The sequence below is a fragment of the Xanthomonas axonopodis pv. maculifoliigardeniae genome (assembly GCF_041519315.1).
Classification (GTDB): domain Bacteria; phylum Pseudomonadota; class Gammaproteobacteria; order Xanthomonadales; family Xanthomonadaceae; genus Xanthomonas; species Xanthomonas euvesicatoria.
The window spans coordinates 427,647-453,107 of sequence record NZ_CP167998.1; the positions used below are offsets into that span (position 1 = coordinate 427,647).

The 25,461-nt window shown below is 63.7% G+C and carries 26 protein-coding genes and 1 tRNA gene; 11 read left to right on the forward strand and 16 right to left on the reverse strand.

Features of this window, described 5'->3' with window-relative positions:
* Nucleotides 1-333: 333 nt before the first annotated feature.
* Entirely contained in the window at nucleotides 334-1,239 is a 906-nt protein-coding gene (gene ubiA, locus ACDH77_RS01875; RefSeq protein WP_008575414.1) for a 4-hydroxybenzoate octaprenyltransferase, read from the reverse strand.
* Between the two features lie 476 nt (nucleotides 1,240-1,715).
* On the opposite strand from ubiA, the gene ACDH77_RS01880 reads away from it, so the two are divergent.
* Nucleotides 1,716-1,792: transfer RNA gene (locus ACDH77_RS01880), tRNA-Arg, on the forward strand.
* A gap of 165 nt (nucleotides 1,793-1,957) precedes the next feature.
* Here ACDH77_RS01880 and ACDH77_RS01885 read toward each other — a convergent pair.
* The 3 genes from ACDH77_RS01885 to ACDH77_RS01895 all read right to left on the reverse strand — a co-directional run bounded on the left by ACDH77_RS01885 (nucleotide 1,958) and on the right by ACDH77_RS01895 (nucleotide 7,132).
* Entirely contained in the window at nucleotides 1,958-2,146 is a 189-nt protein-coding gene (locus ACDH77_RS01885) for a hypothetical protein (protein ID WP_011346088.1), read from the reverse strand.
* Nucleotides 2,147-2,193: 47 nt separating this feature from the next.
* On the reverse strand, nucleotides 2,194-3,645 hold the full coding sequence (xopAE, locus tag ACDH77_RS01890; RefSeq protein ID WP_372353879.1) for a type III secretion system effector XopAE: 1,452 nt from the start codon (nucleotides 3,643-3,645) through the stop codon (nucleotides 2,194-2,196).
* 1,042 nt (nucleotides 3,646-4,687) lie between these two features.
* A complete protein-coding gene (locus ACDH77_RS01895; RefSeq protein ID WP_372353880.1) occupies nucleotides 4,688-7,132 on the reverse strand; it encodes an HrpF/NolX family T3SS translocon protein in 2,445 nt (814 codons plus the stop codon).
* A gap of 886 nt (nucleotides 7,133-8,018) precedes the next feature.
* Here ACDH77_RS01895 and hap3 point away from each other — a divergent pair.
* Both hap3 and xopF1 read left to right on the forward strand, forming a co-directional pair.
* On the forward strand, nucleotides 8,019-8,465 hold the full coding sequence (gene hap3 / locus ACDH77_RS01900) for an Hpa3 family type III secretion system protein (protein ID WP_081711028.1): 447 nt from the start codon (nucleotides 8,019-8,021) through the stop codon (nucleotides 8,463-8,465).
* Nucleotides 8,462-10,474, forward strand: coding sequence for a type III secretion system effector XopF1 (gene xopF1, locus ACDH77_RS01905; RefSeq protein ID WP_338338634.1), 2,013 nt, complete (start codon nucleotides 8,462-8,464; stop codon nucleotides 10,472-10,474). Before hap3 ends, xopF1 begins: the two co-directional genes overlap by 4 nt.
* A gap of 101 nt (nucleotides 10,475-10,575) precedes the next feature.
* On the opposite strand, the gene ACDH77_RS01910 is transcribed toward xopF1, so the two are convergent.
* From ACDH77_RS01910 to sctU, 12 genes are all read right to left on the reverse strand, one after another.
* A complete protein-coding gene (locus ACDH77_RS01910) occupies nucleotides 10,576-10,809 on the reverse strand; it encodes a hypothetical protein (protein ID WP_150114869.1) in 234 nt (77 codons plus the stop codon).
* Nucleotides 10,810-11,093: 284 nt separating this feature from the next.
* Nucleotides 11,094-11,564 carry a CesT family type III secretion system chaperone gene (locus ACDH77_RS01915; RefSeq protein WP_008575425.1) on the reverse strand — a complete coding sequence of 157 codons (471 nt, stop codon included), beginning with the start codon at nucleotides 11,562-11,564 and terminating at the stop codon, nucleotides 11,094-11,096.
* A gap of 54 nt (nucleotides 11,565-11,618) precedes the next feature.
* The gene (hrpE, locus tag ACDH77_RS01920) at nucleotides 11,619-11,900 is read right to left on the reverse strand and encodes an HrpE family protein (protein ID WP_139790233.1); all 282 of its coding nucleotides are present in this window, start codon (nucleotides 11,898-11,900) and stop codon (nucleotides 11,619-11,621) included.
* A gap of 80 nt (nucleotides 11,901-11,980) precedes the next feature.
* A complete protein-coding gene (gene hrpD6, locus ACDH77_RS01925) occupies nucleotides 11,981-12,223 on the reverse strand; it encodes an HrpD6 family protein (protein ID WP_031420799.1) in 243 nt (80 codons plus the stop codon).
* A gap of 11 nt (nucleotides 12,224-12,234) precedes the next feature.
* Nucleotides 12,235-13,173, reverse strand: a complete 939-nt coding sequence (gene hrpD5, locus ACDH77_RS01930) for an HrpD5 family protein (RefSeq protein WP_029818413.1) — start codon at nucleotides 13,171-13,173, stop codon at nucleotides 12,235-12,237.
* The gene (locus ACDH77_RS01935) at nucleotides 13,170-13,997 is read right to left on the reverse strand and encodes a 4-hydroxyphenylacetate catabolism regulator HpaA (protein ID WP_277573012.1); all 828 of its coding nucleotides are present in this window, start codon (nucleotides 13,995-13,997) and stop codon (nucleotides 13,170-13,172) included. The genes hrpD5 and ACDH77_RS01935 overlap by 4 nt, the downstream gene beginning before the upstream one ends.
* Nucleotides 13,994-14,254 (reverse strand): type III secretion system export apparatus subunit SctS, encoded by a 261-nt coding sequence (sctS, locus tag ACDH77_RS01940; protein ID WP_008575435.1) that lies wholly within the window; start codon nucleotides 14,252-14,254, stop codon nucleotides 13,994-13,996. The genes ACDH77_RS01935 and sctS overlap by 4 nt, the downstream gene beginning before the upstream one ends.
* A gap of 4 nt (nucleotides 14,255-14,258) precedes the next feature.
* Nucleotides 14,259-14,903 carry a type III secretion system export apparatus subunit SctR gene (gene sctR / locus ACDH77_RS01945; RefSeq protein WP_003485742.1) on the reverse strand — a complete coding sequence of 215 codons (645 nt, stop codon included), beginning with the start codon at nucleotides 14,901-14,903 and terminating at the stop codon, nucleotides 14,259-14,261.
* Complete coding sequence (gene sctQ, locus ACDH77_RS01950) at nucleotides 14,890-15,843, reverse strand: type III secretion system cytoplasmic ring protein SctQ (RefSeq protein ID WP_372353881.1); 954 nt, start codon at nucleotides 15,841-15,843, stop codon at nucleotides 14,890-14,892. Before sctQ ends, sctR begins: the two co-directional genes overlap by 14 nt.
* A 92-nt stretch (nucleotides 15,844-15,935) precedes the next feature.
* A complete protein-coding gene (gene sctP, locus ACDH77_RS01955; protein WP_372353697.1) occupies nucleotides 15,936-16,574 on the reverse strand; it encodes a type III secretion system protein SctP in 639 nt (212 codons plus the stop codon).
* Nucleotides 16,574-18,511, reverse strand: a complete 1,938-nt coding sequence (locus ACDH77_RS01960) for an FHIPEP family type III secretion protein (RefSeq protein WP_372353698.1) — start codon at nucleotides 18,509-18,511, stop codon at nucleotides 16,574-16,576. Before ACDH77_RS01960 ends, sctP begins: the two co-directional genes overlap by 1 nt.
* On the reverse strand, nucleotides 18,505-19,578 hold the full coding sequence (gene sctU, locus ACDH77_RS01965) for a type III secretion system export apparatus subunit SctU (protein ID WP_031420803.1): 1,074 nt from the start codon (nucleotides 19,576-19,578) through the stop codon (nucleotides 18,505-18,507). Before sctU ends, ACDH77_RS01960 begins: the two co-directional genes overlap by 7 nt.
* Before the next feature lie 214 nt (nucleotides 19,579-19,792).
* On the opposite strand from sctU, the gene ACDH77_RS01970 reads away from it, so the two are divergent.
* From ACDH77_RS01970 to sctT, 8 genes are read left to right on the forward strand one after another with little or no spacing between them, the layout of a single operon-like run.
* Nucleotides 19,793-20,248: an HrpB1 family type III secretion system apparatus protein gene (locus ACDH77_RS01970; RefSeq protein WP_071117730.1), complete on the forward strand. Its 456-nt coding sequence runs from the start codon at nucleotides 19,793-19,795 to the stop codon at nucleotides 20,246-20,248.
* Between the two features lie 33 nt (nucleotides 20,249-20,281).
* A complete protein-coding gene (locus tag ACDH77_RS01975) occupies nucleotides 20,282-20,674 on the forward strand; it encodes a type III secretion protein HrpB2 (protein ID WP_008575450.1) in 393 nt (130 codons plus the stop codon).
* A gap of 1 nt (nucleotide 20,675) precedes the next feature.
* On the forward strand, nucleotides 20,676-21,437 hold the full coding sequence (gene sctJ, locus ACDH77_RS01980; RefSeq protein ID WP_031420805.1) for a type III secretion system inner membrane ring lipoprotein SctJ: 762 nt from the start codon (nucleotides 20,676-20,678) through the stop codon (nucleotides 21,435-21,437).
* 7 nt (nucleotides 21,438-21,444) lie between these two features.
* The gene (locus ACDH77_RS01985) at nucleotides 21,445-22,074 is read left to right on the forward strand and encodes a type III secretion protein HrpB4 (protein ID WP_031420806.1); all 630 of its coding nucleotides are present in this window, start codon (nucleotides 21,445-21,447) and stop codon (nucleotides 22,072-22,074) included.
* Nucleotides 22,059-22,760 carry a type III secretion system stator protein SctL gene (sctL, locus tag ACDH77_RS01990; RefSeq protein WP_031420807.1) on the forward strand — a complete coding sequence of 234 codons (702 nt, stop codon included), beginning with the start codon at nucleotides 22,059-22,061 and terminating at the stop codon, nucleotides 22,758-22,760. The genes ACDH77_RS01985 and sctL overlap by 16 nt, the downstream gene beginning before the upstream one ends.
* Complete coding sequence (gene sctN, locus ACDH77_RS01995; RefSeq protein ID WP_014089144.1) at nucleotides 22,750-24,078, forward strand: type III secretion system ATPase SctN; 1,329 nt, start codon at nucleotides 22,750-22,752, stop codon at nucleotides 24,076-24,078. Before sctL ends, sctN begins: the two co-directional genes overlap by 11 nt.
* Nucleotides 24,071-24,580, forward strand: coding sequence for a type III secretion protein HrpB7 (locus tag ACDH77_RS02000; RefSeq protein ID WP_014089145.1), 510 nt, complete (start codon nucleotides 24,071-24,073; stop codon nucleotides 24,578-24,580). Before sctN ends, ACDH77_RS02000 begins: the two co-directional genes overlap by 8 nt.
* Nucleotides 24,577-25,407, forward strand: a complete 831-nt coding sequence (gene sctT, locus ACDH77_RS02005) for a type III secretion system export apparatus subunit SctT (RefSeq protein ID WP_029818425.1) — start codon at nucleotides 24,577-24,579, stop codon at nucleotides 25,405-25,407. The genes ACDH77_RS02000 and sctT overlap by 4 nt, the downstream gene beginning before the upstream one ends.
* The last annotated feature ends 54 nt before the right edge of the window (nucleotides 25,408-25,461 follow it).

The following is a 25,461-nucleotide window of genomic DNA, read 5'->3' on the forward strand; positions in this document are numbered from 1 at the left end:
GGCTTCGCCCTTACCCTCACCCCAACCCCCGCTCTGCGCCCCGGCCCACGCTTGCGGCGCGGGCGCTCCAAGACACGCGCGCCAGTGGCGCGCAAGCCGTGTCTTTTCGCCCCCGCAGGAGAGGGGCTCGCTGCCTGACAGGACAGCGCGGTGGATGGCGATGCGGCTTCGGTGGGTGGACGGCGGAGGACGAGACGAGGAGTAGAGCCGTCAAAGATGCGCGCATGCTTCGAACCCTAACCCGTCATCCCAACATCTGGTCTGTAATCGACGGATTCCCGATTCCCGATTCCCGATTCCCGAATCCCGAATCCCGAATCCCGAATCCCGAATCTAACGCCCCGCCACCGCCACGGCGATGCCGACGAAGATCGCCAGGCCGACCCAGTTGTTGTGCAGGAAGGCGCGGAAGCAGGGGCCACGCTCGCGGTGGCGGGCGATGCGGAATTCGTAGGCGACCAGCAGCGCCGCAACGGCCAGACCGGCCCAGTACGCCACACCGAGATCGGCGCGCAGGCCGACCAGCACCAGCGTCGCGGCCATCAGCGCATACAAGATGCCTTGTGCAATCAGATCGAATCTGCCGAACAGGATGGCGGTGGATTTGCTGCCCATGCGGATATCGTCGTCGCGGTCGACCATGGCGTACCAGGTGTCGTAGGCGGTGGCCCACAGGATGTTGGCGGCATACAGCAGCCAGCCCAGCAACGGCACGCGGCCTTGCACGGCGGCGAAGGCCATCGGGATGCCCCAGCCGAACGCCATGCCCAGATAGACCTGCGGCAGGTGGGTATGGCGCTTGAGATAGGGGTAGCTGGCGGCCAGGAACACGCCGGGCACGCTCAGCGCCACGGTGAGCCAGTTGAGCGTGAGCACCAGCGCGAAGGCCACCAGCATCAGCACCACGAAGACCCACAGCGCCTCGTGCCCGGAGACCGCGCCGGTGGCCAGCGGACGCGATTTGGTGCGCTCCACGTGCGGATCCAGCCAGCGGTCGGCGTAATCGTTGATCACGCAGCCGGCCGAGCGGGTCAGCCACACCCCGGCAGTGAACACGAACAACGTCCACAGCGGCGGCAGGCCATCGGCAGCCAGCCACAACGCCCACCAGGTGGGCCAGAGCAGCAGCAGGCTCCCGATCGGGCGGTCGCCACGGACCAGCTTCCAGTACTGGCCCAATCGCTGCGGCCACGTCAGCGCGCGCGCTGCGGGCAGTTGTTCGACACCATGCTTGCTCATGCGGCAAAGGGTAGCAGCGCGGCTCGGCCGTGGTCATGTGGGCGCGGGGTGGGCGCTGTGCGGGCGGCAATCCTGGCAATGCCCTGCCATCCATGATGGCCGGCTGTCATGGGGTGCGGCTGGCCGCAGCGATCAAGGTTGCGAGCGGCCAGGGCCGGGCGCTGGTGCGGGTGGGCTGCGGCAGGTGATACGGCCTGCCACGCAGGCTCGGCAGTGACCGCGCTCAGGCGCGTGCCCAAGCTGACGGTCAGGTGGGACGTTGAGCAGGCTGCCTCTGCGACGGCCGCTTGAGATGGCCACACCGCTGCACGTCTGGACCCTGTGCGCTTGAACCTGGGCGTCCGGTGCCGCCCGGCGACTGCCCGGGCCGAGAGGCCGGTGTCATCACATCTGGAGTGACGTAGTGGCTGGCCAGGTCGCGTGTCGCCCAGCCCCATCACGCGCACGCCGGCTGTTCTGGCATAATGCGCGGCCAGGCGCTCGTAGCTCAGCCGGATAGAGTAGTGGCTTCCGAAGCCATTGGTCGGGGGTTCGAATCCCTCCGGGCGCACCAGTTCAGTTCCAGAGCTTGTGCTGGGATTTAAAAAAACCCTCGAGAGATCGGGGGTTTTTTGTTGCCTGTACAGCGAACGGTCCACCCGGAGCCATTGGCATCCACACTGATCGGGCATAGATGGGCGCACCTGCCCTCAACGCAGAAGATGGATGCCCCATGCAGTCAAGCGGCTTCATGGAACGCTGCAACGGCAGCGACCAACGCGGCGTCCTGGATATGCGTGGCTTCCGCAGTTTGAGCGACGCGAGCAAACAGACCGCTGCCGCTTGGCTGGTTGCACACAGCCGATAACGACTGCATGGACGCGGCGGGCAAACACCCGCCGGGTTCTGCGATCAACATCATCAGCATGCCTGTCCATTCTCAACTGCGGGAGTGGCATCGCCGGGCGCCAGGGTCTAATGGATGTGCCATTCCTGGAGCAGTACACGCGCCCGCCGCTCGATGAAGCGGTTCGCGTTGGCCTGCGCCTGCTCGGACTCCTGCTTGGCCTCCGCTTCCCCGATGACACCCTCATGCGCTTCGTCAAACTGAGCCATCGCCCACGTGATCGCCGCATCCTGCGCCGCTTTTCCTTCCACATCGTGCATGGAGATGTAGGCCTTCAGTGGCGGCCACATTTCCACACGCCCGGTGAGTTCATTCCTGCTGCGCAGCAGCGTCTCCCTGGACAGCCCCAGGTCGGAATTCCTCAGTGCTTCCAGCAGCAGGCCCAGTGCGGTCTGGTGGTCCTGCGTGTGCATGAGCTTGTGCTTGAGCATCTCGGCAAACGCGGTTTTGGCGTCTCCTCGCACGGCGGGCCCGCGCCCACCCACTTGCGTCATGCCATCCAGGTTGAGCGTCTTGATGGTGTGGTCGCTCAAGAATTGGCCGAAGCTGCTGCGGAATTCGGGTGACCGAATGGCCTCGGCTACCACCTGGTCCAGCAGGGGCATGTCGGCCGATGTGATGGATGCGCCGAAGATCCTGGCATTTTGCATCAGGCCTTGCGTCCATTTCTCGAAACGCTCGCCCAGGTCGGCATCGACACTGCGCAACACGCGCGTGAACTCGGGGACGCGGTTCCACGACGACCCGGCCTGTTGCGCCGCCGGCACGGGCGCGCGTCGTCTCCGCTCGGCCAGCCGCTGTGCCGCGCGCTGTGCCTGGCGCTGCGCCCGCTCCGGGTCGCGGATCTGCAGCAATCGGTCTGCCAGATGATCCGGCACCTTGATATCGCATTGAGCGGGCAGTCGTGCCAGCGACTGTGGAAGAGTCTGCAGGCCCGTGTCGCGCAGGTCCAGCAGTTGCAGCTGGGCCAGATCCCCCACGCTGTCCGGCAGCTGCTGCAGCGCAGCGCAACTTCTCAGCGACAGTTCCGTCAAGCCGCGCAGTTGCCCGATGTCCTCAGGCAAGTGCGCCAGCCGGCGGTTGGATGACAGGTCGAGTTTTTCCAGCAGATGCAGCTGCGTGAGGCTGCCTGGCAGCTGCTCCAGCTTGGAATTCGATGCCACCTCCAGTGACCTGAGCCCCTGCATGAGGCCGATGTTTTCAGGCAACTGGCGAAAATGCGACGAGTGCGACACGCGCAACTCGCTCAACCGGCTCAGTTCGACGATGCTGTCCGGCAGGCGCGCATAGTGCCCGCGGCCTAGCGCGAGGCCGCGCAGACCCTGCATGCGCCCAAGGTCTGCGGGTAATTCGTCTAACGGGACCATCGCCAATTGAAGGGTTCTGAGATTGGACAGGCGCGTCAACGAGGGCGGCAGCGTCTTCAGGTCCGGCGCGCCAGTGATCTGCAAATGGCGGAGCCGGCGCAGCTGCCCCAGGCTGTCTGGCAGCGACTGAAGCCCGGTATGGAGCAGCGTCAATTTCTGTAGCGCGTCGAGCCGGCCGATCGCGTCAGGTAGCGTCGTGGCAGGCAGGCAATCGACGACAAGTTCGGTGCTGCGGCGGCTCGCTGCACGGCGGATGGCGTCTGCGGCGTTTTGCAGTACTTCCCGCGACATATCTCTCGACCCGTCGTGCAGGTTGTAGCCCGTTCGAACCCGCTCTGCCATCGGTAGGCTTTGCGCAAGCCAATCATCGATGTCGTGCTCGATGCTGCGCGGTGGCGCAGAAGAGGCACCCGCAAGTGCAGCCGGCTGGCCCGACGGACGCAGAGGTGAACGGAAAGGGCTCCTGTGCACTGGGTTTCCAGGCGTCGACGTGCCGGCCGCTGACGTGCTTTCGCGCCGTCGCGGCCGCGCGAGCAGGGGGCTCAACAAGCCCTCTGCGTTCGAAGGTTGCCGTGAAGGACTGTCTTGCGCGGGCGCTTGATCGGCGTTGTCCGTTCGCGGGCGAGAGCGGAGTAGGCGATTGACATTGAACATGGAGATACACCCTGCTTGGTCGGCTGGCTGCGGCGTTCAAGCGTGCAGGCTACTGCGATGCGACTGCCATCGCCGCATCAACGCGAAGAGGCTGCATCGCCTGGCGAATCGGTTTTTGTAGAAGCGCGCCGGTGCTGCATCCCTGCTCACCGACAGCGGTGATTGTTCGGCATTCGATGTCATCGGCTGTCGGCGCGATGCACACGATGGCAACCGGCGATCGATCTGGTGACGCGCCGCATCGTTTGCGACGCAGTCTCCACGTGTATCGCCGGTCTTCATTGCCAGGATGTCGATGCTCGCGGGAGAGCTTCCGGTATCCCGCCACCTGTTCGCCAAGGCGCATGGCGCAGCGGCGCCGGAACGTGCCTCCAGGCACCTGGAGGCACGTTCATACGAAGGTCGCCGAGCGATACCGCAACGCATCAGCGCGATGCTGCCGCACGTCGTGGCCCATCGACCGGCGTTGCCTCAACGCTTGCCTTCGAGCACCAACGCCGGCGGCAAGACGCCGAAACGAAACCTCGCTGTGGCATGCGCATTATCTGCGACGGATCCGGATATTGCGCAGATTCTGCCGCAGGTCTCCCTCGAAGTTGTCGGCGATGCCTTTGGGGATAATCTGCTTACCCACCGGGACACCGCCGGCGTTTTCCAGCTTCTGGTGGATCTGTCCGTCTTTCTGCTTGTCCAGTTGATATTCTTCGTAGTGCAAGCCCGCCAGGACGGGCGTCTTGAGAATTTCAACCGATTTACTGATGGCGGTGCCGCCCACGTAGCCTTTCGCGAACTCAGCGGCGCTCGGCCGTTCGGCGGCGGTTTTACCGCCACCTTTGGCGACGCCCTTTGCCGTTCCCTTTGCAGTTCCCTTGGCCGCGCCCTCGGCTGCTCCCTTGGCCGCGGCTTCGGCCACTCCCTTGGCCACGCCCTTGGCCACGCCCTTGGCCCCGATTCTGGCCGTGGGGCCGCCGACCGCTCCAACCACCGCCCCGGCCATATTGATGCCGGCCAGCTTCAAGGCCAGCGACATGTCGCCACCTTGAATCGCGGTGTCGACCACCTGCGCTGCCTGCGCCTCGCTCTCCAATGCAATCGACGCCGCATCGGCAATTTCGCCGATGATGGGGATCCCGTTCAATGCGCTGAGCCCCACGGACATCCAGTCCAGGATCTTGCTGTCCCACTTGAGGAACTCGTGCAGGCCCTGTTGGAACGTGCCGACATCCTTTTTGGGCTTCTTGATCGCCGGCGGATCGTCCTTGCCCACCAGCATGTCCGCGACAGCCTTTTGCTGATCGGGCGAGCTCGCCTCGTGCGTGGCCGGCGTGTCCACGGTCTTGTTGGCTGCACTCATGTGGTCATAGAACTGCCGGAAATCGTCCTGGCTGATCTTGCCCGAATCGACGACATGGCCGCCGCCGAAGAAGTGATGGGGCTTCTTGTAGCCGGTGATGGAGTTGTTCAACAAGCCGAACAGCAGCGGGTCGGCCAACAACTGCGTCGCGGCCTGCTTGACGGCCGGGTCGGCCTTGTCGTCCTTGGAGATCGCGTCGAGCTTGTCGCGCGTGATTTCCTTGCCGTCGCCGTAGAACGCGTCCTGATGACTGTTGATGGTGTCCAGCGTCTTCTGCTCGTCCGCGGTCAGGTGCATCTCGGAGGTGGATTTCTGCAGGAAATCCGGCGTGCTCATCGAGCCCGAATCCCCTGCAAATTCCTTCCACTCGTCCGGATGATCGCGAAAATATTGAGCAGCCGCGATCACCTGCGGCGGGCACTTGCCGGTCTTGCTGTCGCCATCGACGATCTTGGCGAATTCGTCCTCGCTCAGGTTGCCGGGCAGATAGTCGGAATAGCGATACAACTCGCGCAGGGCATCGCTTTTGGTCATGACCGACGCCTTGGTTTTGTCGGGGCTATCGGATGCGATGTAGTTCTGCGTGTAGCTCTTTGCCTGCTTGTCGTTGTATTCGGCAATCTGCGGATGGTAGTACGAGAAGTCTGTGAGGTCCTGCGCCTTGATCTTGCCGCCGCACTTGCCGTCCTTCTGCGAGCCGATGGCAAAGAACAACCGCGGATCCTTCTGCAATCCTTGCAGCGCTTTCTTCAAGTCAGGCTGCGTCGACGGGTCGTTGATCTTGGCGTCCAGCTGATCGAAGGACAGCGAGTCGACCTGGTCCTTGTGCCGATCCAGAACCGAAACAATCTCCAGTTCGGATTGATTGAGCTGGCCCTCGTTCCAGGTGACCGTCGAGCCCTCCGCCGGCGGCGGCGGGTTGGATCCCTTGATATTCTTGGGGTTGAACTCGTCGTTCTTCCCGCCCAGTTCCTTGACCTGCGGATGTGAATCAGAGAAGTCCCAAAGATCCTGCGCGCTGATCTTGCCGCCGCACTTGCCGTCTCCCTGGGAACCGATCGCAAAGAACAAGCGCGGGTCCTGTTTCAGGCCCTGCAATGCAGCCTTCAGGTCGGCGGGCGTGGAAGGGTCGTTGATCTTGTCGTCGAGATTCTTGTACTCGAGCGGCATCTGGTCCTTGTGCGCATTCAGCGTCGAAACGATCTGAAGCTCCGACTTGGTCAGCGTCCCATCGTTCCAGGTCACCGTCGAACCTTCCAGCGCCGGCGGCGCATCCTTCCCCTTGATGTGCTTGGGGTCGAAGTCGTAGCCCAGCGATGGCCAGGAGGTGCGCTTTTCGATCGGCTGGGTGGCTTGATCGTCCGATGCGGAGGACGGGGTGCTGGCATCGCCGCTTGGCGTGTTTGCCGGTGCATCGGCCGACGCATTGCTTGATGTACTCGTTGGCGTGTTGGTTTGGAGGGCTGCCAGCAACTGGTAGATCAGCAGGAAGATGTCGTCCATCGTCGATGGCAGATCCGAGCCGTCCTTGGACGAATCGGACCCAAGCAGCTCCGATGAAGACGACTCGTTGAAAGAGGTGCCCAGCAGTTGGCTGGGGTTGCTCCCGGTAGAAAGCGTGTTGAGCGACATAGAGGCGGCCTCGCGAATGACAGAATTGGCAGAGCACCTTCGTATAAGTTGATTCTTATACGGCCGCACGGATGCGCCCATGCGGTGTAGACGTATGTTGCCAATCTGCGCAAGGTGCACCCTGGCCGACGAACTATTTTGGCGAAAAAAGCGCAAAAATCGGCCCGTCGATGCGTTGCCTGCCGGTGCTGCTTGGCGCCGATAGTTGAGCGGCGATCGTTCCTGCTGTGGGCCGGCGCACTCATGTACATCGCTACGATACGTGCTTGGAGATGCAGATCATCGCGGTGTTCCGGCGGCGTGTGCAGCGATCACCAGCGTTCCGTCACGCGGCGGCCGAACCCCTCAGTTTTGGAATTGTGAGGGCTGTTCTGACTGCAGCCCTGGATTTGCTGAGAAACCAGGGAATGTCATGGAACCTGGTTGCATGACATTTCTTTTATTGCCCGGCTGGAGCCTAGAATCACGGCCATGAAACGTGTTGGGATCATCTGGGTCGCCAAGTGGGGCTTGCACCGAATCAACGCGCTGGCCAACGCTGGAGCTGACACGGATGAAGTGCGCAGGATGAAGTGCGCAGTTAGTTAATATCTCGGTAATTCGCTTGCGTCAGTAGACCCGCCTGGACGCGAAATTGCCGGCGGTGCCTGCAGGCGCACTTATCAGTCTTGGTTCCTTCGCCAGGTCAGGGGCGCTGTCATCCGATTGTGTCCGTTTTATTAAGGTGTGGCGCAGGTTTTGGTTGGGCAATTTACCGGCACCCCACTTCGTGTATGGCGCAGGTGGTTCGCCCCACTTCGCTTGGGCGCGCATTTGTGGGCAAGACAATGTGCCGCGCGCTGCTGGCGCGTAGCAACCCATCGAATTTCCTCACGGAGTACTTCAGATGACGTTGGAATCGCACAATCAACAAACAGCGAATACCGCTTTTTTTATCGGCCTGAGCGCATGCCTTGGGCTACCTGGTGAGCTTGCGCAGCGGCTCGGCGAAGGCGAGACCATTCTGGGCCCTGCCGGCATGCTGTGCCGCGTCCACACGCAGGGGCAGCCAGACGCATTGATGGCCTTCCCGGAAGTGATCTTGCCCCTGGCGGCACGCGAGCTTGGAGGCGAGGAGGTGGTGATGCTGCTGTCGCTGCAGGAGCAACTGCTGACCGAGTATGGCTGGCGGCTCACGCTGTCGGATCTCGGCTTGCTCTGCGTTTGCCCGCTGTTGCTGGTGCGCACGCCTGAAGAGGTGGCCGCTGCACTGGACCGTGGGCAGGTGGTTGCCCGCGTCGTGCTGGACGCGCTGGCGACGCAGGTCGATACGGCCAAGGAGGTGGCCTCATGAAACTCTCCAGCGATATCGGCACCGCTGCCAGTCGCGGCGCAGCCTCGCATCCTCCCGTCCAACCAACGCAGGCCGAAGACGTTGCTGCCCCGCGGGAAGAACGCGCACCCACTGGCCCGCTTGCGGGCCTGGCCTCTTCCAGCGCGGCGCTGCGTGGTCGTCGCGCATCATTGGCCGGTCGCGCCAGTCCTCATGCAGATGAAGAAGGGGCCATGCTCGGCGGCTCGCATCGGTCCGACTCGTCGCAGTCGTCGCAAGCGTCGGACGCAACGTTTTACACCGCGCAGGTCGTGTCCCCTGCCCGGGAAATCGACACACCGGATGTGCCTGCCGCCGCGGCGACCTATGCCGAACGCAGCACGGCGGCGGCCGCCGAGGTGAAAGCGCAGCTACGTGCCCGTCTGGACGCTCTGCCATTTGCTGCGCCCTCGGAAGAGCAGACGGCCCTGCAGGCCAGCTATCTGGAATGGGCTGACGCGCGCGTGCAGGAACGCATCAATGCCTTTGGGCCGGATGCCGGATACCAGGCTGTCGGTGACATGAAGACAGCGGGCACGAAAGCGGCATTGCCGATTGCCTACGAATGCCTACGGTCGTTCATTATCGGTGCGATGCGTAATCCGGTCGGTCTTGCCACGGGTGCGGCCTATGCGTCCCGGCGCCCGGCCGACGCGGAGGAGCTGAGTACGGCGATGGTTGCAGGTGTCGCGGCGGGGTCTGCGTCCTATACCAGCGATACGTTGTTGATCCCGGCAATGGACCGGCGCGCGCGCGTTTCCAACCTGCCGAGGTTTCAGGCCATCGACCCCAAAATCCTGGTGCCCGATCCACCACCGGTCATTCTGGAAATCACTGCCGAGGGCAAGCGCTTCACGCGTCCGGGCGAGAACAATGCGCCGACGCTTGCCGACCTCAAGGCGCAGACCTACGACCGCCGCCTGGGCATCACGCAGCGCCAATCGACCCTGGACGACAAGTCACTGGATACCTTGTTGCTCAAGCCAGTGATCAACGCAGGGTTCAACGCCGCGCGCCGGACTGGTGGTGAACCGGGCTTACTGACGCCTGTCGGCCAGTGGGGGTTGAGCGCGCTGGCCATTGGCGGCGCCGGGGTCGTGCAGAAGGCACTGCTGGAAACAGGCAAAGCCGTGGCACGGACCGGCCAAATGCGTGTCCCGGATCTGGTTGGCGGAGAGCAACGGCTGAACCTGTTTGCGTTGGCGTTGCCCGACAAAGCGCGCCGGCCTGCACAATGGTCCGACGCCGTGCATTTCCCGCCTAGCTATTTGCTGGACACCGGAAAGGAAGCGTTGGCGTTGGCAAGGCAGGGCTTCAACAGCGCAAACGCCGTCGCCACCACGGCACGCGACCTGTTGACCCGCCACATGCTGAGCAACGTCATGGCCAGCTTCGGCTCGATGGGGGCCGGGCGCATCATCACAGCGCCGTTGCGTGGGGGGAGCCACATCCGTGTTGCTGGCGAAGCCGTCAATTCCACGGCTGTGGTCGTGCAGCAGGCCGTGCAAACCGTGTTCAACGATACGTTCTGGAATGCGCTCAAGGCCAAGAACGGCGCCAATACCTCCCAGGCGGCGCGCCTGGACAACGAGCGTGCCGCGCTTGCAGCCGAGCATCAACGCACCATCGAACGAACCCTCGAGGCCCTGGCCGAGCCCGTGGACCAGGCGATCGCCAGGCTCTCGGGGCCGACACCTGCCGAGGCAGAGCGTGCCATGGAGGAGGGGATGCGCGCCGCGCCTGGCCCTGGGCCGCTTGGCCAGACACTGCGTACTGCGCTGCAGACATTGCGTACGGAGATCGGCACGCAGTCCGTTTCGATCGCGACCATCGATGCGGTACGCACTGCACTGCGCGAGGGGTGGAGTCAAACCTTTAGCGGCGTCCCCCGCGACGCGGCCACGCAGGCGCTGGATGGCCAGCTGCAAACGCTCAAGCGTGCACTGCATGACAGCGAAGCACTTCGCCAGTGGCAGAGCGGGCGAGCATGAGCGCTCAGCTGCCGCGTTGATACTCAGGAGTGTTGTACACCGCCGCCACAGACGTCGCTGTCGTCGCGTCTGTGGCTTGGTGGTGTCTGGCAGCTTAGCCATTACCAGCAATGATGGAACACCACGGCCTCATGCCTCGACCTGCGCAGGTCGCTCACTGCACGAGGCAGGCATTGCATCTGCGACTCGATGGCGCCGTCGCTCCGGAACGCGTCGAACTTGACGCGCACGTCAAACACCGGAAAGAACTCGCCGGCAAAGTGGTCGTGTCCCTCGTCAGCGCCAACAGCACCGGTGCAACAGCTGCCGTCGCGGATGTGCACGGTGTAGACCATGCGTCTGCGCCTGCCTTTGTTCTGTGCAGTGTAGGCCATCGCGGTGAGCCGGCACGACAGACCTGCGATCTCCCGCCAAACCTATATCGGGGAGCAAGCCAGCGCAGATGCAGGCGTGTCAGGCTTCGACATGGCAAGTGGGTTTCACTCAGCGCCACCGGCGCCATCGGGCAGAGGAGTGCCAGGCCGGTGGAGTTGGCCGGCAAGCTAGGTTGCTGTGCCATGGCGAATGGGCGCCGCTGCGGCCGTGATTGAGGCTTCGGCAAGCTGCCAACAAGCCTGTATCAGGCGCGTAACCACAGATAGTTGCCCGTCGCGATTCCTTCGAACATCTCGTCGTGCGCCACGAAGATATTGTTGTTCCAGTAGCGGCCATGCTCGGCGTAGTGGGCAAGCAGATCGCAGATCCACGCCCCATCCACGTCGTCGTCCAGCGGTACCCGCACAATCAGCACGATAACGCCGTCATCGTTCAGTCCAAGCTGTGCTTGGTCCTGCGCATACACCGAGAGATTGGCTTCGAGCAGAAGCCTGAAAACGGTCAATGTCCGCCCGGCAGGTGGTAACCCGTAGGCGATGCGCAGATACAGTGCTTCTTCCTTTACGTCGTCTTCGGGCTGTGGGGTCGGCAGGTGCAGATAGACCTCAAAGCCCTCCACCCAAAGCACACGCCGATTCAGCACCGACTCCACATCCGGCAAGTCCAGTGCCTCGCACATCTGTCGAACGATGGTTTCGAATCGCGCGCTGCTCATCTCTGGAGAGACATGCACAGGACCCCCTACAAGCCCTGCGCATGCCCGAGCCCATTACTGGCCAACGAGCTGCTTAGCGTTGTCGCCCGCCTTGCCGATGAACTTGTTGAGTGCCACGTTGAAGTCCAGATCGTTTTTGAGCATCGTGATCTTGTTGTTCATGGACTTCTGAGCCTCGTCCGAGGCTGCCATGTCGCCGAGTAGCGAATCCATCTGGCCGTTTGCACCAGAGAGTGCAGCAGCGCCGGAAATTCCATTGGACAAACCACCGGTGAAGCCATCCATGCCTTGGCCAACACGGGACCTCCACGAGCTTACTTCAGGAAAAATTTGCATACCAGTACTCCTTCGTAGTGAGCATGTAATGGTGCGCCTATCGGCGCGTTTTACTTGGTCCGAGCGACCAAGAAATCGATTTACGGCATGCTTGCGATGTGCGCGACGATGTTGCGCGCGGCCGTGATGCCGTCATACAAGACGTTGAAGTCGTTGCGCGCGACCTGGTCGCTCGCTGCAGACCAGTGCACGCGAATCTGTTGCGCAGTGGCATCCAGCGCCGTCTCCACGTTGCGCAGCCGCTCGCCGGACAGATCCATCGCCTTGGTCTGCAGAATCTTGCTCATATCCTGAGTGACCGCATCGGTCATTGCATCGAACATGGTGTGATCTCTCATTGCGCCGCTTGCTGCGGCAGGGATGTCATGTGCTTGGTGCCATCCGGCGTTTCGACATAGTGCAGGCCATCGGCGAGCAATGCCGCGTCGTAATTGTCCGGTGGTTTGATGGACGGGTCTTGCTGGCTGATCTCTACGTGCAGCGCGCGGACCTCCGGGCCCAGGTCGCTGCGGACGTCGGCAATCCGGCGGCTTGCGCGTTCTGCGTAGTCGCTGCTGCCGGAAACCGAGAAAACGCCATTGCCCTCGTAACGGACGGTGAGGGCGGGGTCGGCCAGGGTGTCGCGCAGCGTCGCCACGACCTCGTCCACCACCGCCACGTTGACGGCAACGCCTGGGTGATAGCGATGCACCTGCGCACGCAAGCGTGCGGCATCGGCGCTGCTGGGGACCAGGCCTTCGATCAGCACGCGCGTGCCGACCTGTTCTGCGTGCGCTTCGCGGAAGCCCAGCTGCTTCAATAAGGCTTTGGCCTGATTGAGGGTATTTTCCGGATGCTGCCGGGTGGCCGCATCGGACAGAAACGCCGGCTGCAACGAGGGGAGCAACGCTGCGGCGGCAAGCGCTAGCACGGCGCCCACCGCAGTACGCAAGACTTTGCGCCTGGACGTGCGCGGCGCCGGCGGCGGTGCTGGGGAAAGCAGCCGCTCCAGCAGCGCCACATCGTCCGGCCAATCGGCAGCAGCATCGCCAACGCATAGCACCAGCGGGCCGAAGCGGACCGGCTGAAATGCAACAAAGAACGTTTCTTGCACCGTGTCGCTGCTATAGCGGATCTGACCATCTTGGTCTACCTCGATAATGAGTGAGCAACCAGGCCAATCGTCTATTCGGATATCGGTTTGTGGATCGCTCCCCAGGGTGTAGCGACCTTGCGCCAAATCTAATCGTGCGCCTGCGTGGGTTCCTGTCAGTACGCGAAGCTGCATGGTCATGGGCGAACCTCCTGAGCCGCCGGTTGTGGTTGCTCAATCAGCAGTGTGTTCAGACGTGTGATGGCATGTGTACGGTCGATGCGTCTGCGCGGTTTTTCCGCATTCAGCAGGATCAGTGGAAGCAGGAGATGAAAATTGCGTAGCGCTGGCACCGGCTCCAACTCCGATGGCATCAACTCCAGTAATCGGGTCCGCAAGGCCAGCAGGTTTTCCGCCGCAGTGGCCTTGTCGTACGCGCGTAGATGCTCGCGCATCAATCTCCAGATCGTTGCGGTCAAGGGGGCGACGGCAGGATGCGAAACGCCGACGGCGCGCAGCTCGACAAGCGCAGCAGCCAGCGCGTGGCGCTTGGCCACTGGATCGGCGTCGCGCCTGGTCACGTAGCGATCGACAATCGCGTCGATGCACGTGCGGATGCTGTCGCTCAATTGCGCTGGAGCGGCGCTGTGCCATGGACCGGCCTGCGGATCGTCGGTATGCGTGCTGCGGTCACCGCCGTGCTGGTCGCCCTGGCCATGCTCCCGGCTCTGGGCCGGCGTGATCGCCACGCTCACCCGTCCGCGCAGTGCGCACTCGCGTTTGGCTTCGATCTCTTCCTGCTCGTTGGCGTCGAATTCATCCTCCTGGCCGTCCAGCGACCGGATCCCGCGGCGTCGCCTGCGCGGTGGAGCAGGGCGCAGACGCGGTGCTCGTGCCGCAATGTCGGTAGGCGACCCCGCGCTGGTGCCTGCCGCATCGGCATGATGATCGCCATGGTGATGCGAGCCGCCATGCTCGATGGAAACCGAGGGCCGCAAGGTGCCGGGCGAGATGCGACGGATCATGGGAACGCCGCCTGCATCAATGCCTGGCCGAACTGCATGATGGCCGAGGCACCCCACGGCGCCGTCACGGCAATGGCGGCCACCACCACCACCAGCTTGAGCGCGAACGAGATCGATGCATCCTGCAGCGACATCACCGCCTGGACGAAGGCGATCAGCAGCCCGGCCAACGCGGCGACACCGACCACCGGCAAGGACACCTTGAGGCAGAGCAGCAAGGCTTCGGAGGTGAATCGCACTAGATCGTCATGGTCCATGGCGTCACCGATAGCTCAGAACCAGGCCGTGAATCAGCATCGACCAGCCGTCCATGGCGACAAACAACAGCAGCTTGAACGGGATCGCCACATTGGTCGGTGTGACCTGTGAAAGGCCCATCGCCATCAGCGCGTTGGCCACCACCAGGTCGATGACGATAAACACCAGATACAACAGAAACCCGATACGGAAGGCTTCGGTCAATTCGCTGAGCGTGAATGCCGGTGCCAAGACCAGCAAGTCGTCCGACTTGAGCGTGGCGGCTTTGTCCTTGGGCCAGATCTGCTGTGCAGAACGCATGAAAAACGCCTTTTCGCGCTCGCGTGTGTGTTTGAGGAGGAACTGCCGAAACGGCTCGCGGCAGGCGTCGAGCAGCACCACCACGCGGCTGTTATCCGACCCGGCGCCGTAGTTCTGTGCGGCCTTGAACGCCTCCATGCCCACCGGGGCCATCACAAAGCACGACACCAGCAATGCAACGCCATTGAGGACCATGTTGGGCGGCACCTGCTGTACCCCGATCGCATTGCGCAGCAGGCCGAGCACGACCACGATCTTGGTGTAGGAGGTGACCACCATCGCTGCGAAGGGCAGCAAGCCCAGCATGATGACCACCAGCAGCAGCGAGCCGACGTCAGGCATCTGCATGCGTGCTCTCCGACATGCTGAGGATCTGCACACCCAGATGTTCGCCAACTGCCAGCAGCCTGCCGGTGCCGATGGTCTGGCCGTAAACGACCAGGCGGATGTCGGCTTGATCGACCGGCACCGACAACTCCAGGATCTGCCCGGGCTGTAAACCCGACAAGGTCGATAGAGACAGCGCAAGTTGATCCACTTCCAGCTGCACCGGCAGTTCCAGTTCTGCCACGTTGCTGGTGGACGGCGCGACTTCCGGCTCAAACGTATCGTGCTGCATGGTGGGGCTGGCCTCCAGGATCATCTGTTGCAGGTTCAAGCGCACCGGCGCGCGCAATACCGCGCCTCCGGCGATACCCCAGAGCACATCGCCGCTGGTCACCGCAGCCGAGGCCGTGCAATGCAGCAAGACATCGCCAGGCCGCAGCGACTGCAGCAATGCCGCCGATGCGGTGCGCCCGCCGATGCGCAGGCGCGTGTTGACGCGCAGTGCAGCCAGCCAGGCTGGCAGCTGCGCGGGCGGCGCAAGTCCGCCGACTGCGGCCTGCAACGTGGCCAGCAGCGACGCGCTCGCCGTCAGCGCAACGGCATCGAGATCGCCCAGTGTCATGCCGATGCCGTGGCAGTCGTCTGGCTCTGCATCGCGCTCGAAGGCAATCACCTCGGCAGCGCCCAGGCCGAGCGGCGCAAATGCGCCCAGGCGATCGGCCAGCAGCATTCCCGCGATCGAAACGCGTAGTGCGTCGTCGTCCTCGTTCAATAGCAGGGCCAGGCCGTCGCGCGCGGCAATCCGCAAATCCATCTGGCCGGCATCCAGCTGCAGGCGCAGGCGGGCCGCATCGTTGGGCGAGATGCGACGGCAATGCGTGGCAAAGCCGCATTGGCGTGCTGCGCGTGGGTCGCCGAACACTCTGCCCAGCTGGGCGCGCTCGGCAGCAACGCGCGTCAACGCCTGAGAGAGTGCACGTGCCGGTGGAGTCTGGCTCTGCTCGGTTAGCAAGATGGAGTTCCTCCAAATGGCTTTCTGTCGCCAGTGCCGCGTTAGACAACCTCGATGCTGATCTGGAGCGTGCTACTCAGCGTGGACGTCAGTGCAGCCTCCAGGCGCTGCCTTCCGCACCAAAGTACCTCGCGCGCATCTGGCGAACTGGTATTGAAGCGAAGCGATAGCTGGTCCGGCGAAAGCCGCAAAAACAACGTCGTTTGTGCGACGACCTCTTGGTCGATATCCAGCCACGCTTCCCAGCTCCCTGCGCTGCGCACCGGTTGGGCATTGCAGAACTCGGCCACCCGCAGCGCGATACGGTCGATCGCCATTTGGGCGCGTTGCGTGCGTATCCACTCGGTCGCAATCTGTCGCCCCACTGCGCCATCGTCGTTGCCTTGGGACGGCTCTTGGTGTTTCGTCACCTCGATACGTAAGGGCGGGTCGGTTTGCACGGGCACGCTGTCATGCGCGTCGGTGAAGCCCTCCTCGGCATCAGGCTGGGGCCGATCCTCGTCGCACTGCGGTGGCAACACCATGCAGGGAAGCGCGAGCTGTGCGCTGCGCAAGCGCTGGCGCAGTTGCAGGAAGCTGGAGCGCAGCGCCGACCGGGCCGGCGTGGCTGGAGCCGCCGGCCGCTGCAGTGCGCCGCTGACCGGCAGGATGCGCACATGGCGGAGGGGCGGCTTGCGCATCACACCACCACTCTACCGATCGGCTGCAGCTGCACCTCCGAACCCAGCTCCTGGAACGAATAGACCTGCAGCCAGGTCAGCCGTGCTTCGATCATGCGGCGCACATATCTGCGCACGTCCATCGACGCGACCACCGCCAGCGGATGCTGCTCATGGTCGCCGACGATGCGTTCCACCTGTTCGACAAGCTGGTTCGCCTGCTCGGGCGGAAGTGCCAGGAAATTGCCGGCCGCGGTCGCGCGAATCGATTGCCTGATCAGTTGTTCGACAGCATGGTCGAGCATTACCGCTGGCAGCTGCCCGGTGCCTGCGGTTGCGGTATGCGCCAGATAACGGCCCAGGTCGCAGCGCACATACTCGGTCAACATCAGAAGATCCTTTTCCTTCGGCCCCCAGACCACCAGACTTTCCAGAATGCTCTTGATATTGCGCACCGGAATCCTTTCTTCCAGAAGGCGCCGCAACACATCGGCTATGCGCTGGGCGGGCATCGCCTTGTTGACTTCCGCAACCAGCCCGGGGTAGTCCACGGCCACCTGCTCCAGCATCCACTGCGTCTCCTGGATGCCGACGAACAAGTGCGCCCGTGCATGCAGGGGCGCGATGGCCTGCCGGGCCAGTGCGGCCTGCATGTCGTCGGTGTTCTCCAGTTCGGCGCGTGTCTCGGGGACATCGTGAATCAACACTTCGTATTGCATGCCTTGCAGCGACTCGGTCTGCCATATCGCGATCCCGGGAAACGGCAAGCCCAGCAATTCGACCAATTGCCGCCGCTCACTTTCGATCGCCTGATCCAGCCGCGCGGGGTCGAGCAGAGCGGCCAGCTGCGGCGACAGCCGCATCGACAAAGGGGAGGCGAAATCCGGGGCGTTTTTGCGGATATGTGGCGCCTCGCCTTTGGCACCTTTACGGCTCGCCGAAGGCAACTTGCGCTGATCGGTGCCGCTGATGTCGCGTTGCTTGCGCCAGATCGTATAGCCGCCGGCGCCGACGGCCGCTGCCAGCAGCAGGAACAGCACGGCGGGAAAGCCGGGGACGAACGCAAAGCAGGCCAGCAGCACGCTCGCTGCCATCAGGGCCCGCGCATTGCTGGTGAGCTGACGGCCGATATCGAGCCCGAGCGAGCTGAGCCTGGTCTCGTTCTCGTTGGCCACGCGGGTGATCATGACGCCGGCGGCCACCGATATCAGCAGTGAGGCGATCTGCGACACCATCGCATCGCCTACCGACAGGATCGCAAAGCGGTTGGCGGCGTCGCCGGCCGTCATGCCGTGGTACGTCACGCCGACCACGATACCGGCCAGGATGTTGACCATGGTAATCACCAGGCCGGCGATCGCATCACCCTTGACGAATTTCATGGCGCCATCCATGCCGCCGTGCAGTTGGCTTTCCATGGCCAGCCGCGCGCGTTTGCGGCGTGCCTCATCTGCGGTCAGGTTGCCGCCACGCAGGTCGGCATCGATACTCATCTGCTTGCCGGGCATTGCGTCCAACGTGAAGCGCGCACCGACCTCGGCAACGCGTTCGGAACCCTTTGCGATCACGATGAACTGCACGGTGGTGATGATCAAGAAAACCACCAGGCCCACCACCAGATTGCCGCCGACCACCAGCTCGCCGAAGCTCTCGATGATATGGCCCGCCTCGGCATGCAGCAGGATCGACTTCGTCGAGGCGATATTCAAGGACAGCCGCAGTAGCGTGGTGAACAGCAGCAGGGAAGGAAACGACGAGAGCGAGATCGAGTCGGGCACATACATCGTGACCATCAACAGCACCACGCTCAGGGTGATGTTGATGCCCAGCAACGTATCGATCATGGGCGTTGGCAGCGGCAGGATCATCAGCCCGATGACCGCCACCACCAGGGCGGCGATCGCCACTTCGCCGCTATAAGCGAAATACCTTGTCGCTCGCACGCGGTCTCCTAGCATGGCAGGGCTCCATCGCCGTCGCCGTGGTCGCGACCGAGTTCATCGACCCAGCGCAACACCACCGCAACCGTTTCGAACAGTGGCTCGGGGATTGCATCGCCCAATTCAACCTGATACAGCGCACGCGCCAGTGGCGGATTGGCAACGATCGGAATGCCCTGGTTATGCGCGAAGGCGCGCAGTTCCAGTGCGCCGTCGTCCACGCCCTTGGCAACGACCTGCGGCAAGCCGAAGTCGTCGGGCTCGTAGGCCAGCGCCACTGCGTAATGGGTCGGGTTGACCACCATCACCTTGGCCTTGGCCACGCGCTCGCGCGGGTCGCCGAAGACCAGCTCCTTGGCGAATTCCTTGCGCTTGCCCTTGATTTCGGGGTCGCCCTCGCTTTCCTTGAATTCGCGCTTCTGCTCGTCCTTGCTCATTCGCTTGTCGCGGATGAACAGCCAGCGCTGCACGCTCCAGTCTGCAGCGCCGACCAGGACGAACAGCAGCACGCCCAGTGCGAAGAGCATGCCCAGGGTGCGCCAGGCAATTTGCGCAACATCAAGCGGTGTCTCGTAGGCAAGCCCAATGATCATCGGCATGAGGGCGCGGATACCGACCCACAGCACTACGCCGATCAAGATGGCCTTGATGATCAACTTCAGCAAGTTGATGAGGCTTCGCAACGAAAAGAGTTTCTTGACCCCGGTTGCGGGATTGAGGGAATCGAACTTGGGCGCCACCGGCTTGAGCGAGGCATTCAGGCCAGTCTGGAACGCACCGCCCGCCATACCAGCCAACAGGCAGGCAGCCAGGAACGGCAGCATCAACAGCAATCCCTGGATGCCGATATGGCCGAGTGCGCGGTTGATGGCCGCTGCATCGCGTGTATGTTCTGAAAAATCGAAGCCGATCGTCATCAATGCGCGCATGTGATCGGAGAAGTAATCGCCGGCCGATTTCATCACCAATAACGCGCCGAAGAGCACCGCCGCTGCAGTGACGTCCGGGCTGACCGGAACTTCCCCGTCCTTGCGCGCATCCCGCAGTTTCTTCTCGGTCGGCTTCTCGGTTTTTTCTTCCGACATTGCCTTCTCCTTCCGCGATCGCTGCGCCCCCGATTGTGGGCAGCTGTGGTGGAGCGATCCGTTTTCCAGGCGAATGTGTGGATGGCCTGGCGAAGCCGGAATGATTTGTTCGCCAGCGAATTCCGATATTCGCTTCCGAAAGGATCCGGCCGGCGTGGCGCGCGTAGCGTTCCCCACGTGTACGGTCCGCATGCCATTAAAAACGAGGTGCAGTGTGGAGAAGATTCAATGTCCCGGGTCGGTCGTGAGTGGGCTCATCGAACTGATCACGGTCGGACTCACCCATGAAAAGATTCAGGACGCTGCCGCTGTGCTGGCCGCAGTCCGTGTCCTGCGGCCGGAGCTGAAGGCGCTGGATACCTTCGATGCATGGATTTCGATCAAGCGCGGCAATTACGTGGAAGGTGCGCGCCTGTTGCGCGAACTGGAGAGCGACGCCGGCTCCAAGCCGCTGTGCAGGGCCTTGTACGCCTGCTGCCTGTTCGCGATGGGGGACCCGTCGTGGCATGGCGTTGCAGACGGGCTGATCGAAGAAGACGCCGATGCCGATGCGGTGGCCCTGGTCAAGGCGCTGTCCGGGCGAAGCACCCCAACGTCCGCGCCGGCGGAAGTACCGGTCGAAGCTTCAGCACCGATGGAAGTTCCGAATTCGCAGTACCTGCGCGCCTGAGTGACGCCAGTCCCGACCCCATAGGAGTATGCGATGACGCTCATTCCTCCTGTCCAAGCGATTGCCGGCACCAGTGCTGCCGCGACCCAAGCGCTGTCGCCGGTAGCGACGCCCAACCAAGCGCTGGTGAATCGCTTTCAAGCGCTGATGCAATCCTCCAGCCCCTTGCCGCCCGCCATGCAGCGCGTAGGCAACCCGAGCATGATGAGCCGGGTGGTCGATGTGCAGAACGATGGCGTGCGTACCATCGCCGAGCATATCGATGCCTTCAGCATGCAGGCACCGACCATGGGGCTGCAGGAAATGGCAGCGCAGCAGATCAAGTTGATGCACGAGCTGACCATGGTCGGCTTCAACCTCAATGTCAGCGTGGGCGTGGCGCAATCGGGAAAGAACGCCGTGCAGACGCTGGTGAAGAACCAGTAGCATGCGCGCGCCGAGATGCCTGGTGGTGCTGCTGGTGGCGCTGCTGCTGTCTGCGTGCAGTCAGCAGCTGTACTCCGGGCTCACCGAAAATGATGCCAACGACATGCTCGAGGTGTTGCTGCATGCGGGCGTGGATGCGTCCAAGGTCACGCCAGACGACGGCAAGACCTGGGCGGTGAACGCACCGCACGATCAGGTGTCCTATTCGCTGGAGGTGCTGCGCGCGCATGGTTTGCCGCATGAGCGGCACGCCAATCTCGGCGAGATGTTCAAGAAGGACGGGCTGATCTCGACACCCACCGAAGAGCGCGTACGTTTCATCTATGGTGTGTCGCAGCAGCTATCGCAGACCTTGTCGAATATCGATGGGGTGATCTCGGCCGATGTGGAAATCGTGCTGCCCAACAACGACCCGCTGTCCACCTCGGTAAAACCGTCCAGCGCTGCGGTGTTCATCAAGTTCCGCGTCGGTAGCGATCTGACCAGCCTGGTGCCCAACATCAAGACGTTGGTCATGCACAGCGTGGAGGGACTCACCTACGAAAACGTCAGCGTCACGCTGGTGCCGGGCGGAGCGGAGAGCGATGCGCAGTTCACCGCATCGGCACCGCCGAGACCTTCGCCATGGCCGTGGCTGGCCGGGTGTGCGTTGGCGTTGTGCCTGGCGGGCGCGGCGGCGCTGTACTGGTGGCCAAACCCACAGGCGGGCCGGTGGGGCGGCTGGCAGCGCCTGCGCGAGTTGACGAAAGGCAAAGCCGGGTGAGCGCGGGATGGACGACACGCGGATCGACAATGCGGCACGCTGTGTTCAGCGCTGGACGGACGCGTTGGCGCAACTGGCAGAGTCCTTGGACGCCGCACGGGTGGCGCATTGGCTTGGCCCGGTGGCAGCGTCGGGCTGGGCAGCGGCGCCCGTCCACCGTCGTATGCGGGTAATCCAGGCGTGGTCTGGATGGTCGGAATTGTCGCCGTCTGCACTCGGCCTGCATGCGAACCAACTTGCCCTGCTGATGCCCGCGCGATTGGCCAAGGTCCTGATCGCGCGGGCGTTGTTCTCGCGCGGGTTGGCGGTGCGTCGTTGTATCGAGCGCGAACGTCTGGACTGGCTCGAACAGTGTGTGGGGCCGGCCGTGCTTGAGCATGTGCGCCAGAACGCGTCGGCCGGCCTCCCCGTGCCCCTGTTGCCACGCGATGCCGATCAGGCGGCGTGGGTCGGCGACGGTTGGCGTCGGATGCAGGCCGATGGCGTCTGGTCCAACCCGGTTGTTGCCAAGCTGCTGGCGCTGTCCTTGCCGTTGGGCGCCGCGCAGGTGGCCACCGTCGCAGCAGACGGTGCGAGCGATGCCTTCCTGACCGCGCTTCCCACCCTGATACCGGAGGCGTCATGCGTCTGTGGTTGAGGTCAACGCCCGATGCGATCGGTCTGGATTGCGATGTCATTCCGCGCGAGGCGCTGGCCTCGGTGTTGGCGCTGGACGCTGCCACTGCCGAGGTGCACGCACGCTGCGAACAGGCCCTGAGCCAGGCGCAGACACGTGCACAGACGCTGGTCGACGAGGCCCAGCAGCAGGCCGAGGCGATCCTGCACGATGCGCGCCAGAAGGCCGAGCGCAGCGCACGCCTGGGATATGCAGCCGGCCTGCGACGTCAGCTCGATGAGTGGAACGAATCGGGCCTGCGCCATGCCTTTGCCGCCGAAGCGGCCGCGCAGCGGTCACGCGAGCGTCTGGCCGAGATTGTGGCGCGCACCTGCGAGCACATCATCCTCGGACACGATCCCGCGGCGCTGTATGCGCGTGCGGCGCAGGCCTTGGAAGGTGCCCTGGACGAGGCCAAAGCCCTGCGGGTGAGCGTGCACCCCGACGCGGTGGACGCTGCGCGGCGCGCCTTCGATGCGGCCGCCACCGAGGCGGGCTGGACCCTGCAGGTCGAGCTATGCGGCGATGCCGACCTGGCCGTGGGCGCCTGCGTGTGCGAATGGGATACGGGCGTGTTCGAGACCGATCTGCGCGATCAGCTGCGCAGTCTGCGGCGCGTCATTCGCCGCGTGTTGGCCGCACCCCAGGAGCCGGCGGATGCTGGCTGAGACGCCCCTGCTGGAGACAACGCTCGAACGCGAACTGGCCACGCTCGCGGTCGGTCGTCGTTATGGCAAGGTGGTCGAAGTCGTCGGCACCATGCTCAAGGTGGCCGGCGTGCAGGTCAGCCTGGGCGAGGTGTGCGAGTTGCGCCAACGCGATGGCAGCTTGTTGCAGCGGGCCGAAGTGGTGGGCTTCAGTCGCGATCTGGCGTTGCTGGCGCCGTTCGGGGAACTGATCGGGCTGTCGCGCGAGACGCGCGTGATCGGATTGGGGCGCCCGTTGGCGGTGCCTGTGGGACCGGCCTTGCTGGGGCGCGTGCTCGACGGCCTGGGCGAGCCATCGGACGGGCAAGGAGCCATCGCCTGCGACACCTGGGTGCCGATCCAGGCGCAGGCACCGGACCCGATGCGTCGGCGGCTGATCGAACACCCCATGCCGACCGGCGTGCGGATCGTGGATGGCCTGATGACGCTGGGCGAGGGCCAGCGCATGGGCATCTTCGCCGCAGCAGGCGTCGGCAAGAGCACCTTGATGGGAATGTTCGCGCGCGGGACGCAGTGCGATGTCAACGTGATCGTGCTGATCGGCGAGCGCGGGCGCGAGGTGCGGGAGTTCATCGAGCTGATTCTCGGCGCCGATGGTCTGGCACGCAGCGTCGTGGTCTGCGCAACCTCCGATCGCTCATCGATCGAGCGCGCGAAGGCCGCCTACGTCGGCACCGCCATCGCCGAGTATTTCCGGGATCGGGGCCTGCGCGTGCTGCTGATGATGGACTCGCTGACGCGCTTTGCCCGCGCGCAACGCGAGATCGGTCTGGCGGCCGGCGAGCCGCCCACGCGCCGCGGCTTTCCGCCATCGGTGTTTGCCGAGTTGCCGCGCCTGCTCGAACGCGCGGGCATGGGCGAGAGCGGGTCGATCACCGCGTTCTACACCGTGCTGGCCGAGGACGATACCGGCAGCGATCCGATCGCCGAAGAAGTGCGCGGCATCCTCGATGGGCACCTGATTCTCTCTCGCGAGATCGCGGCCAAGAACCAGTACCCGGCAATCGACGTGCTGGCCAGCCTGAGCCGGGTGATGAGCCAGATCGTCCCGTCCGACCACTCCCAGGCCGCCGGCCGGTTGCGGCGCCTGCTCGCCAAGTACAACGAGGTGGAAACCCTGGTGCAGGTGGGCGAATACCGTCAGGGAAGCGATGCCGTTGCCGACGAAGCGATCGACAGGATCGATGCGATTCGCGACTTTCTCAGCCAACCGACCGACCAGCTCAGCGCCTACGAAAGTACGCTGGAACTGCTAGCCAGCGTGACCGACGATGCGTGAGCCTGCTTACACCTGGTCGGTGCTGCACCAGCTCAAGGCACGCCGCTGCGAGCGCACGCAGGAACGCCTGAGTGACTGCAGGCGTGCGTTGGAACACTGCGACCGCGAACTTGCCAGGTGCAGACAGGAGGCAGAGGCCTGCACCACACGCTTGGCCAACTGCGATGCGGCACTGATGGACAAAACCGGCGTGGGGGGTTCGATCGATATCGATACGATCCTGCAGCACGAACGCTTCCGCACCGTGCTGCTGGAGGCCTGTCGTGCTGCCGAGCAGGCGCAGGCAGCGGCGGATCAGTCGTTGCAGAGCGCCCGCGATGAGCTCGCGTCCGTGCAGCAGGCACTGAGCAAGCTGCAGGCACAGGCGCAGGTATACGCAGACAAGGCCGCCAGTGCGCGCCGCGCCCGACAGGCGCAACGCGACGCAGCGGAGGAAGAGGACGCGATCGAGGCACTGGTCGCGCTGCGTTCGCACCGCGCCGCACATGGGGGCGCCCGATGAACGACGCCACCGATGCCTTGCTGGCCATTTCCTCGCAGGGCGTGTCGCTGTTGACCCTGCTGGCACTGTGCGGGGTGCGCGTGTTCGTGATGTTCATCGTGCTACCGGCAACGGCGCAGGACAGTCTTCCCGGAATCGCGCGCAATGGCGTCATCTACGTCCTGAGCTCGTTCATCGCCTATGGGCAGCCGGCCGATGCGCTGGCGAAGATCCAGGCGGCGGGCCTGGTCGGGGTGGCGTTGAAGGAGGCGTTCGTCGGTCTGCTGATCGGGTTTGCCGCATCGACGGTGTTCTGGATCGCCGAGAGCGTTGGCCTGCTGATCGACGACCTTGCCGGTTACAACAACGTGCAGATGACCAACCCGCTCAGCGGCCAGCAAAGCACGCCGGTGTCCACGGTGCTGCTGCAACTGGCCATCGTGTCGTTCTACGCATTGGGCGGCATGCTGATGTTGCTCGGCGCGCTGTTCGAATCGTTTCGCTGGTGGCCGCTGACCCAGCTTGGGCCGAACATGGGGGCGGTTGCCGAATCGTTCGTGATCCAGCAATCCGACAGCATGATGGCCGCCGTCGTCAAACTGTCCGCACCGGTGATGCTGGTGCTTGTGCTGGTGGATCTTGCGATCGGCCTGGTGGCGCGAGCGGCCGACAAACTCGAACCGTCGAACTTGAGTCAGCCAATCCGTGGGGTGCTGGCGTTGTTGCTGCTCGCCTTGCTGACCAGCGTCTTCATCGCGCAATTCGGCGAAGCACTCGGTTTCCTGCATTTCCAGCAGCAATTGCACGATGCCGCCAACCTGGCTGGCAAGGGAGGCGCGACGCACTGATCTTTATTGAGACATTCCCGGCTTTGCACTTCCTACACTGGTCGCTACCGACTT

Coding starts and splice junctions, on each gene's coding strand:
- sctN (WP_014089144.1), top strand. CDS start 22,750: ATGCTGGCTGAGACGCCCCTGCTGGAGACAACGCTCGAACGCGAACTG.
- sctT (WP_029818425.1), top strand. CDS start 24,577: ATGAACGACGCCACCGATGCCTTGCTGGCCATTTCCTCGCAGGGCGTG.
- sctL (WP_031420807.1), top strand. CDS start 22,059: ATGCGTCTGTGGTTGAGGTCAACGCCCGATGCGATCGGTCTGGATTGC.
- sctS (WP_008575435.1), bottom strand. CDS start 14,254: ATGGACCATGACGATCTAGTGCGATTCACCTCCGAAGCCTTGCTGCTC.
- ACDH77_RS01975 (WP_008575450.1), top strand. CDS start 20,282: ATGACGCTCATTCCTCCTGTCCAAGCGATTGCCGGCACCAGTGCTGCC.
- hrpD5 (WP_029818413.1), bottom strand. CDS start 13,173: ATGACCATGCAGCTTCGCGTACTGACAGGAACCCACGCAGGCGCACGA.
- ACDH77_RS01915 (WP_008575425.1), bottom strand. CDS start 11,564: ATGAGCAGCGCGCGATTCGAAACCATCGTTCGACAGATGTGCGAGGCA.
- ACDH77_RS01985 (WP_031420806.1), top strand. CDS start 21,445: ATGGACGACACGCGGATCGACAATGCGGCACGCTGTGTTCAGCGCTGG.
- ACDH77_RS01910 (WP_150114869.1), bottom strand. CDS start 10,809: ATGGTCTACACCGTGCACATCCGCGACGGCAGCTGTTGCACCGGTGCT.
- hrpE (WP_139790233.1), bottom strand. CDS start 11,900: ATGCAAATTTTTCCTGAAGTAAGCTCGTGGAGGTCCCGTGTTGGCCAA.
- hap3 (WP_081711028.1), top strand. CDS start 8,019: ATGACGTTGGAATCGCACAATCAACAAACAGCGAATACCGCTTTTTTT.
- ubiA (WP_008575414.1), bottom strand. CDS start 1,239: ATGAGCAAGCATGGTGTCGAACAACTGCCCGCAGCGCGCGCGCTGACG.
- sctR (WP_003485742.1), bottom strand. CDS start 14,903: ATGCAGATGCCTGACGTCGGCTCGCTGCTGCTGGTGGTCATCATGCTG.
- ACDH77_RS02000 (WP_014089145.1), top strand. CDS start 24,071: ATGCGTGAGCCTGCTTACACCTGGTCGGTGCTGCACCAGCTCAAGGCA.
- hrpD6 (WP_031420799.1), bottom strand. CDS start 12,223: ATGTTCGATGCAATGACCGATGCGGTCACTCAGGATATGAGCAAGATT.
- sctU (WP_031420803.1), bottom strand. CDS start 19,578: ATGTCGGAAGAAAAAACCGAGAAGCCGACCGAGAAGAAACTGCGGGAT.
- ACDH77_RS01885 (WP_011346088.1), bottom strand. CDS start 2,146: ATGCTGATGATGTTGATCGCAGAACCCGGCGGGTGTTTGCCCGCCGCG.
- ACDH77_RS01935 (WP_277573012.1), bottom strand. CDS start 13,997: ATGATCCGTCGCATCTCGCCCGGCACCTTGCGGCCCTCGGTTTCCATC.
- xopF1 (WP_338338634.1), top strand. CDS start 8,462: ATGAAACTCTCCAGCGATATCGGCACCGCTGCCAGTCGCGGCGCAGCC.
- sctJ (WP_031420805.1), top strand. CDS start 20,676: ATGCGCGCGCCGAGATGCCTGGTGGTGCTGCTGGTGGCGCTGCTGCTG.
- ACDH77_RS01960 (WP_372353698.1), bottom strand. CDS start 18,511: ATGCTAGGAGACCGCGTGCGAGCGACAAGGTATTTCGCTTATAGCGGC.
- sctP (WP_372353697.1), bottom strand. CDS start 16,574: ATGCGCAAGCCGCCCCTCCGCCATGTGCGCATCCTGCCGGTCAGCGGC.
- ACDH77_RS01895 (WP_372353880.1), bottom strand. CDS start 7,132: ATGTCGCTCAACACGCTTTCTACCGGGAGCAACCCCAGCCAACTGCTG.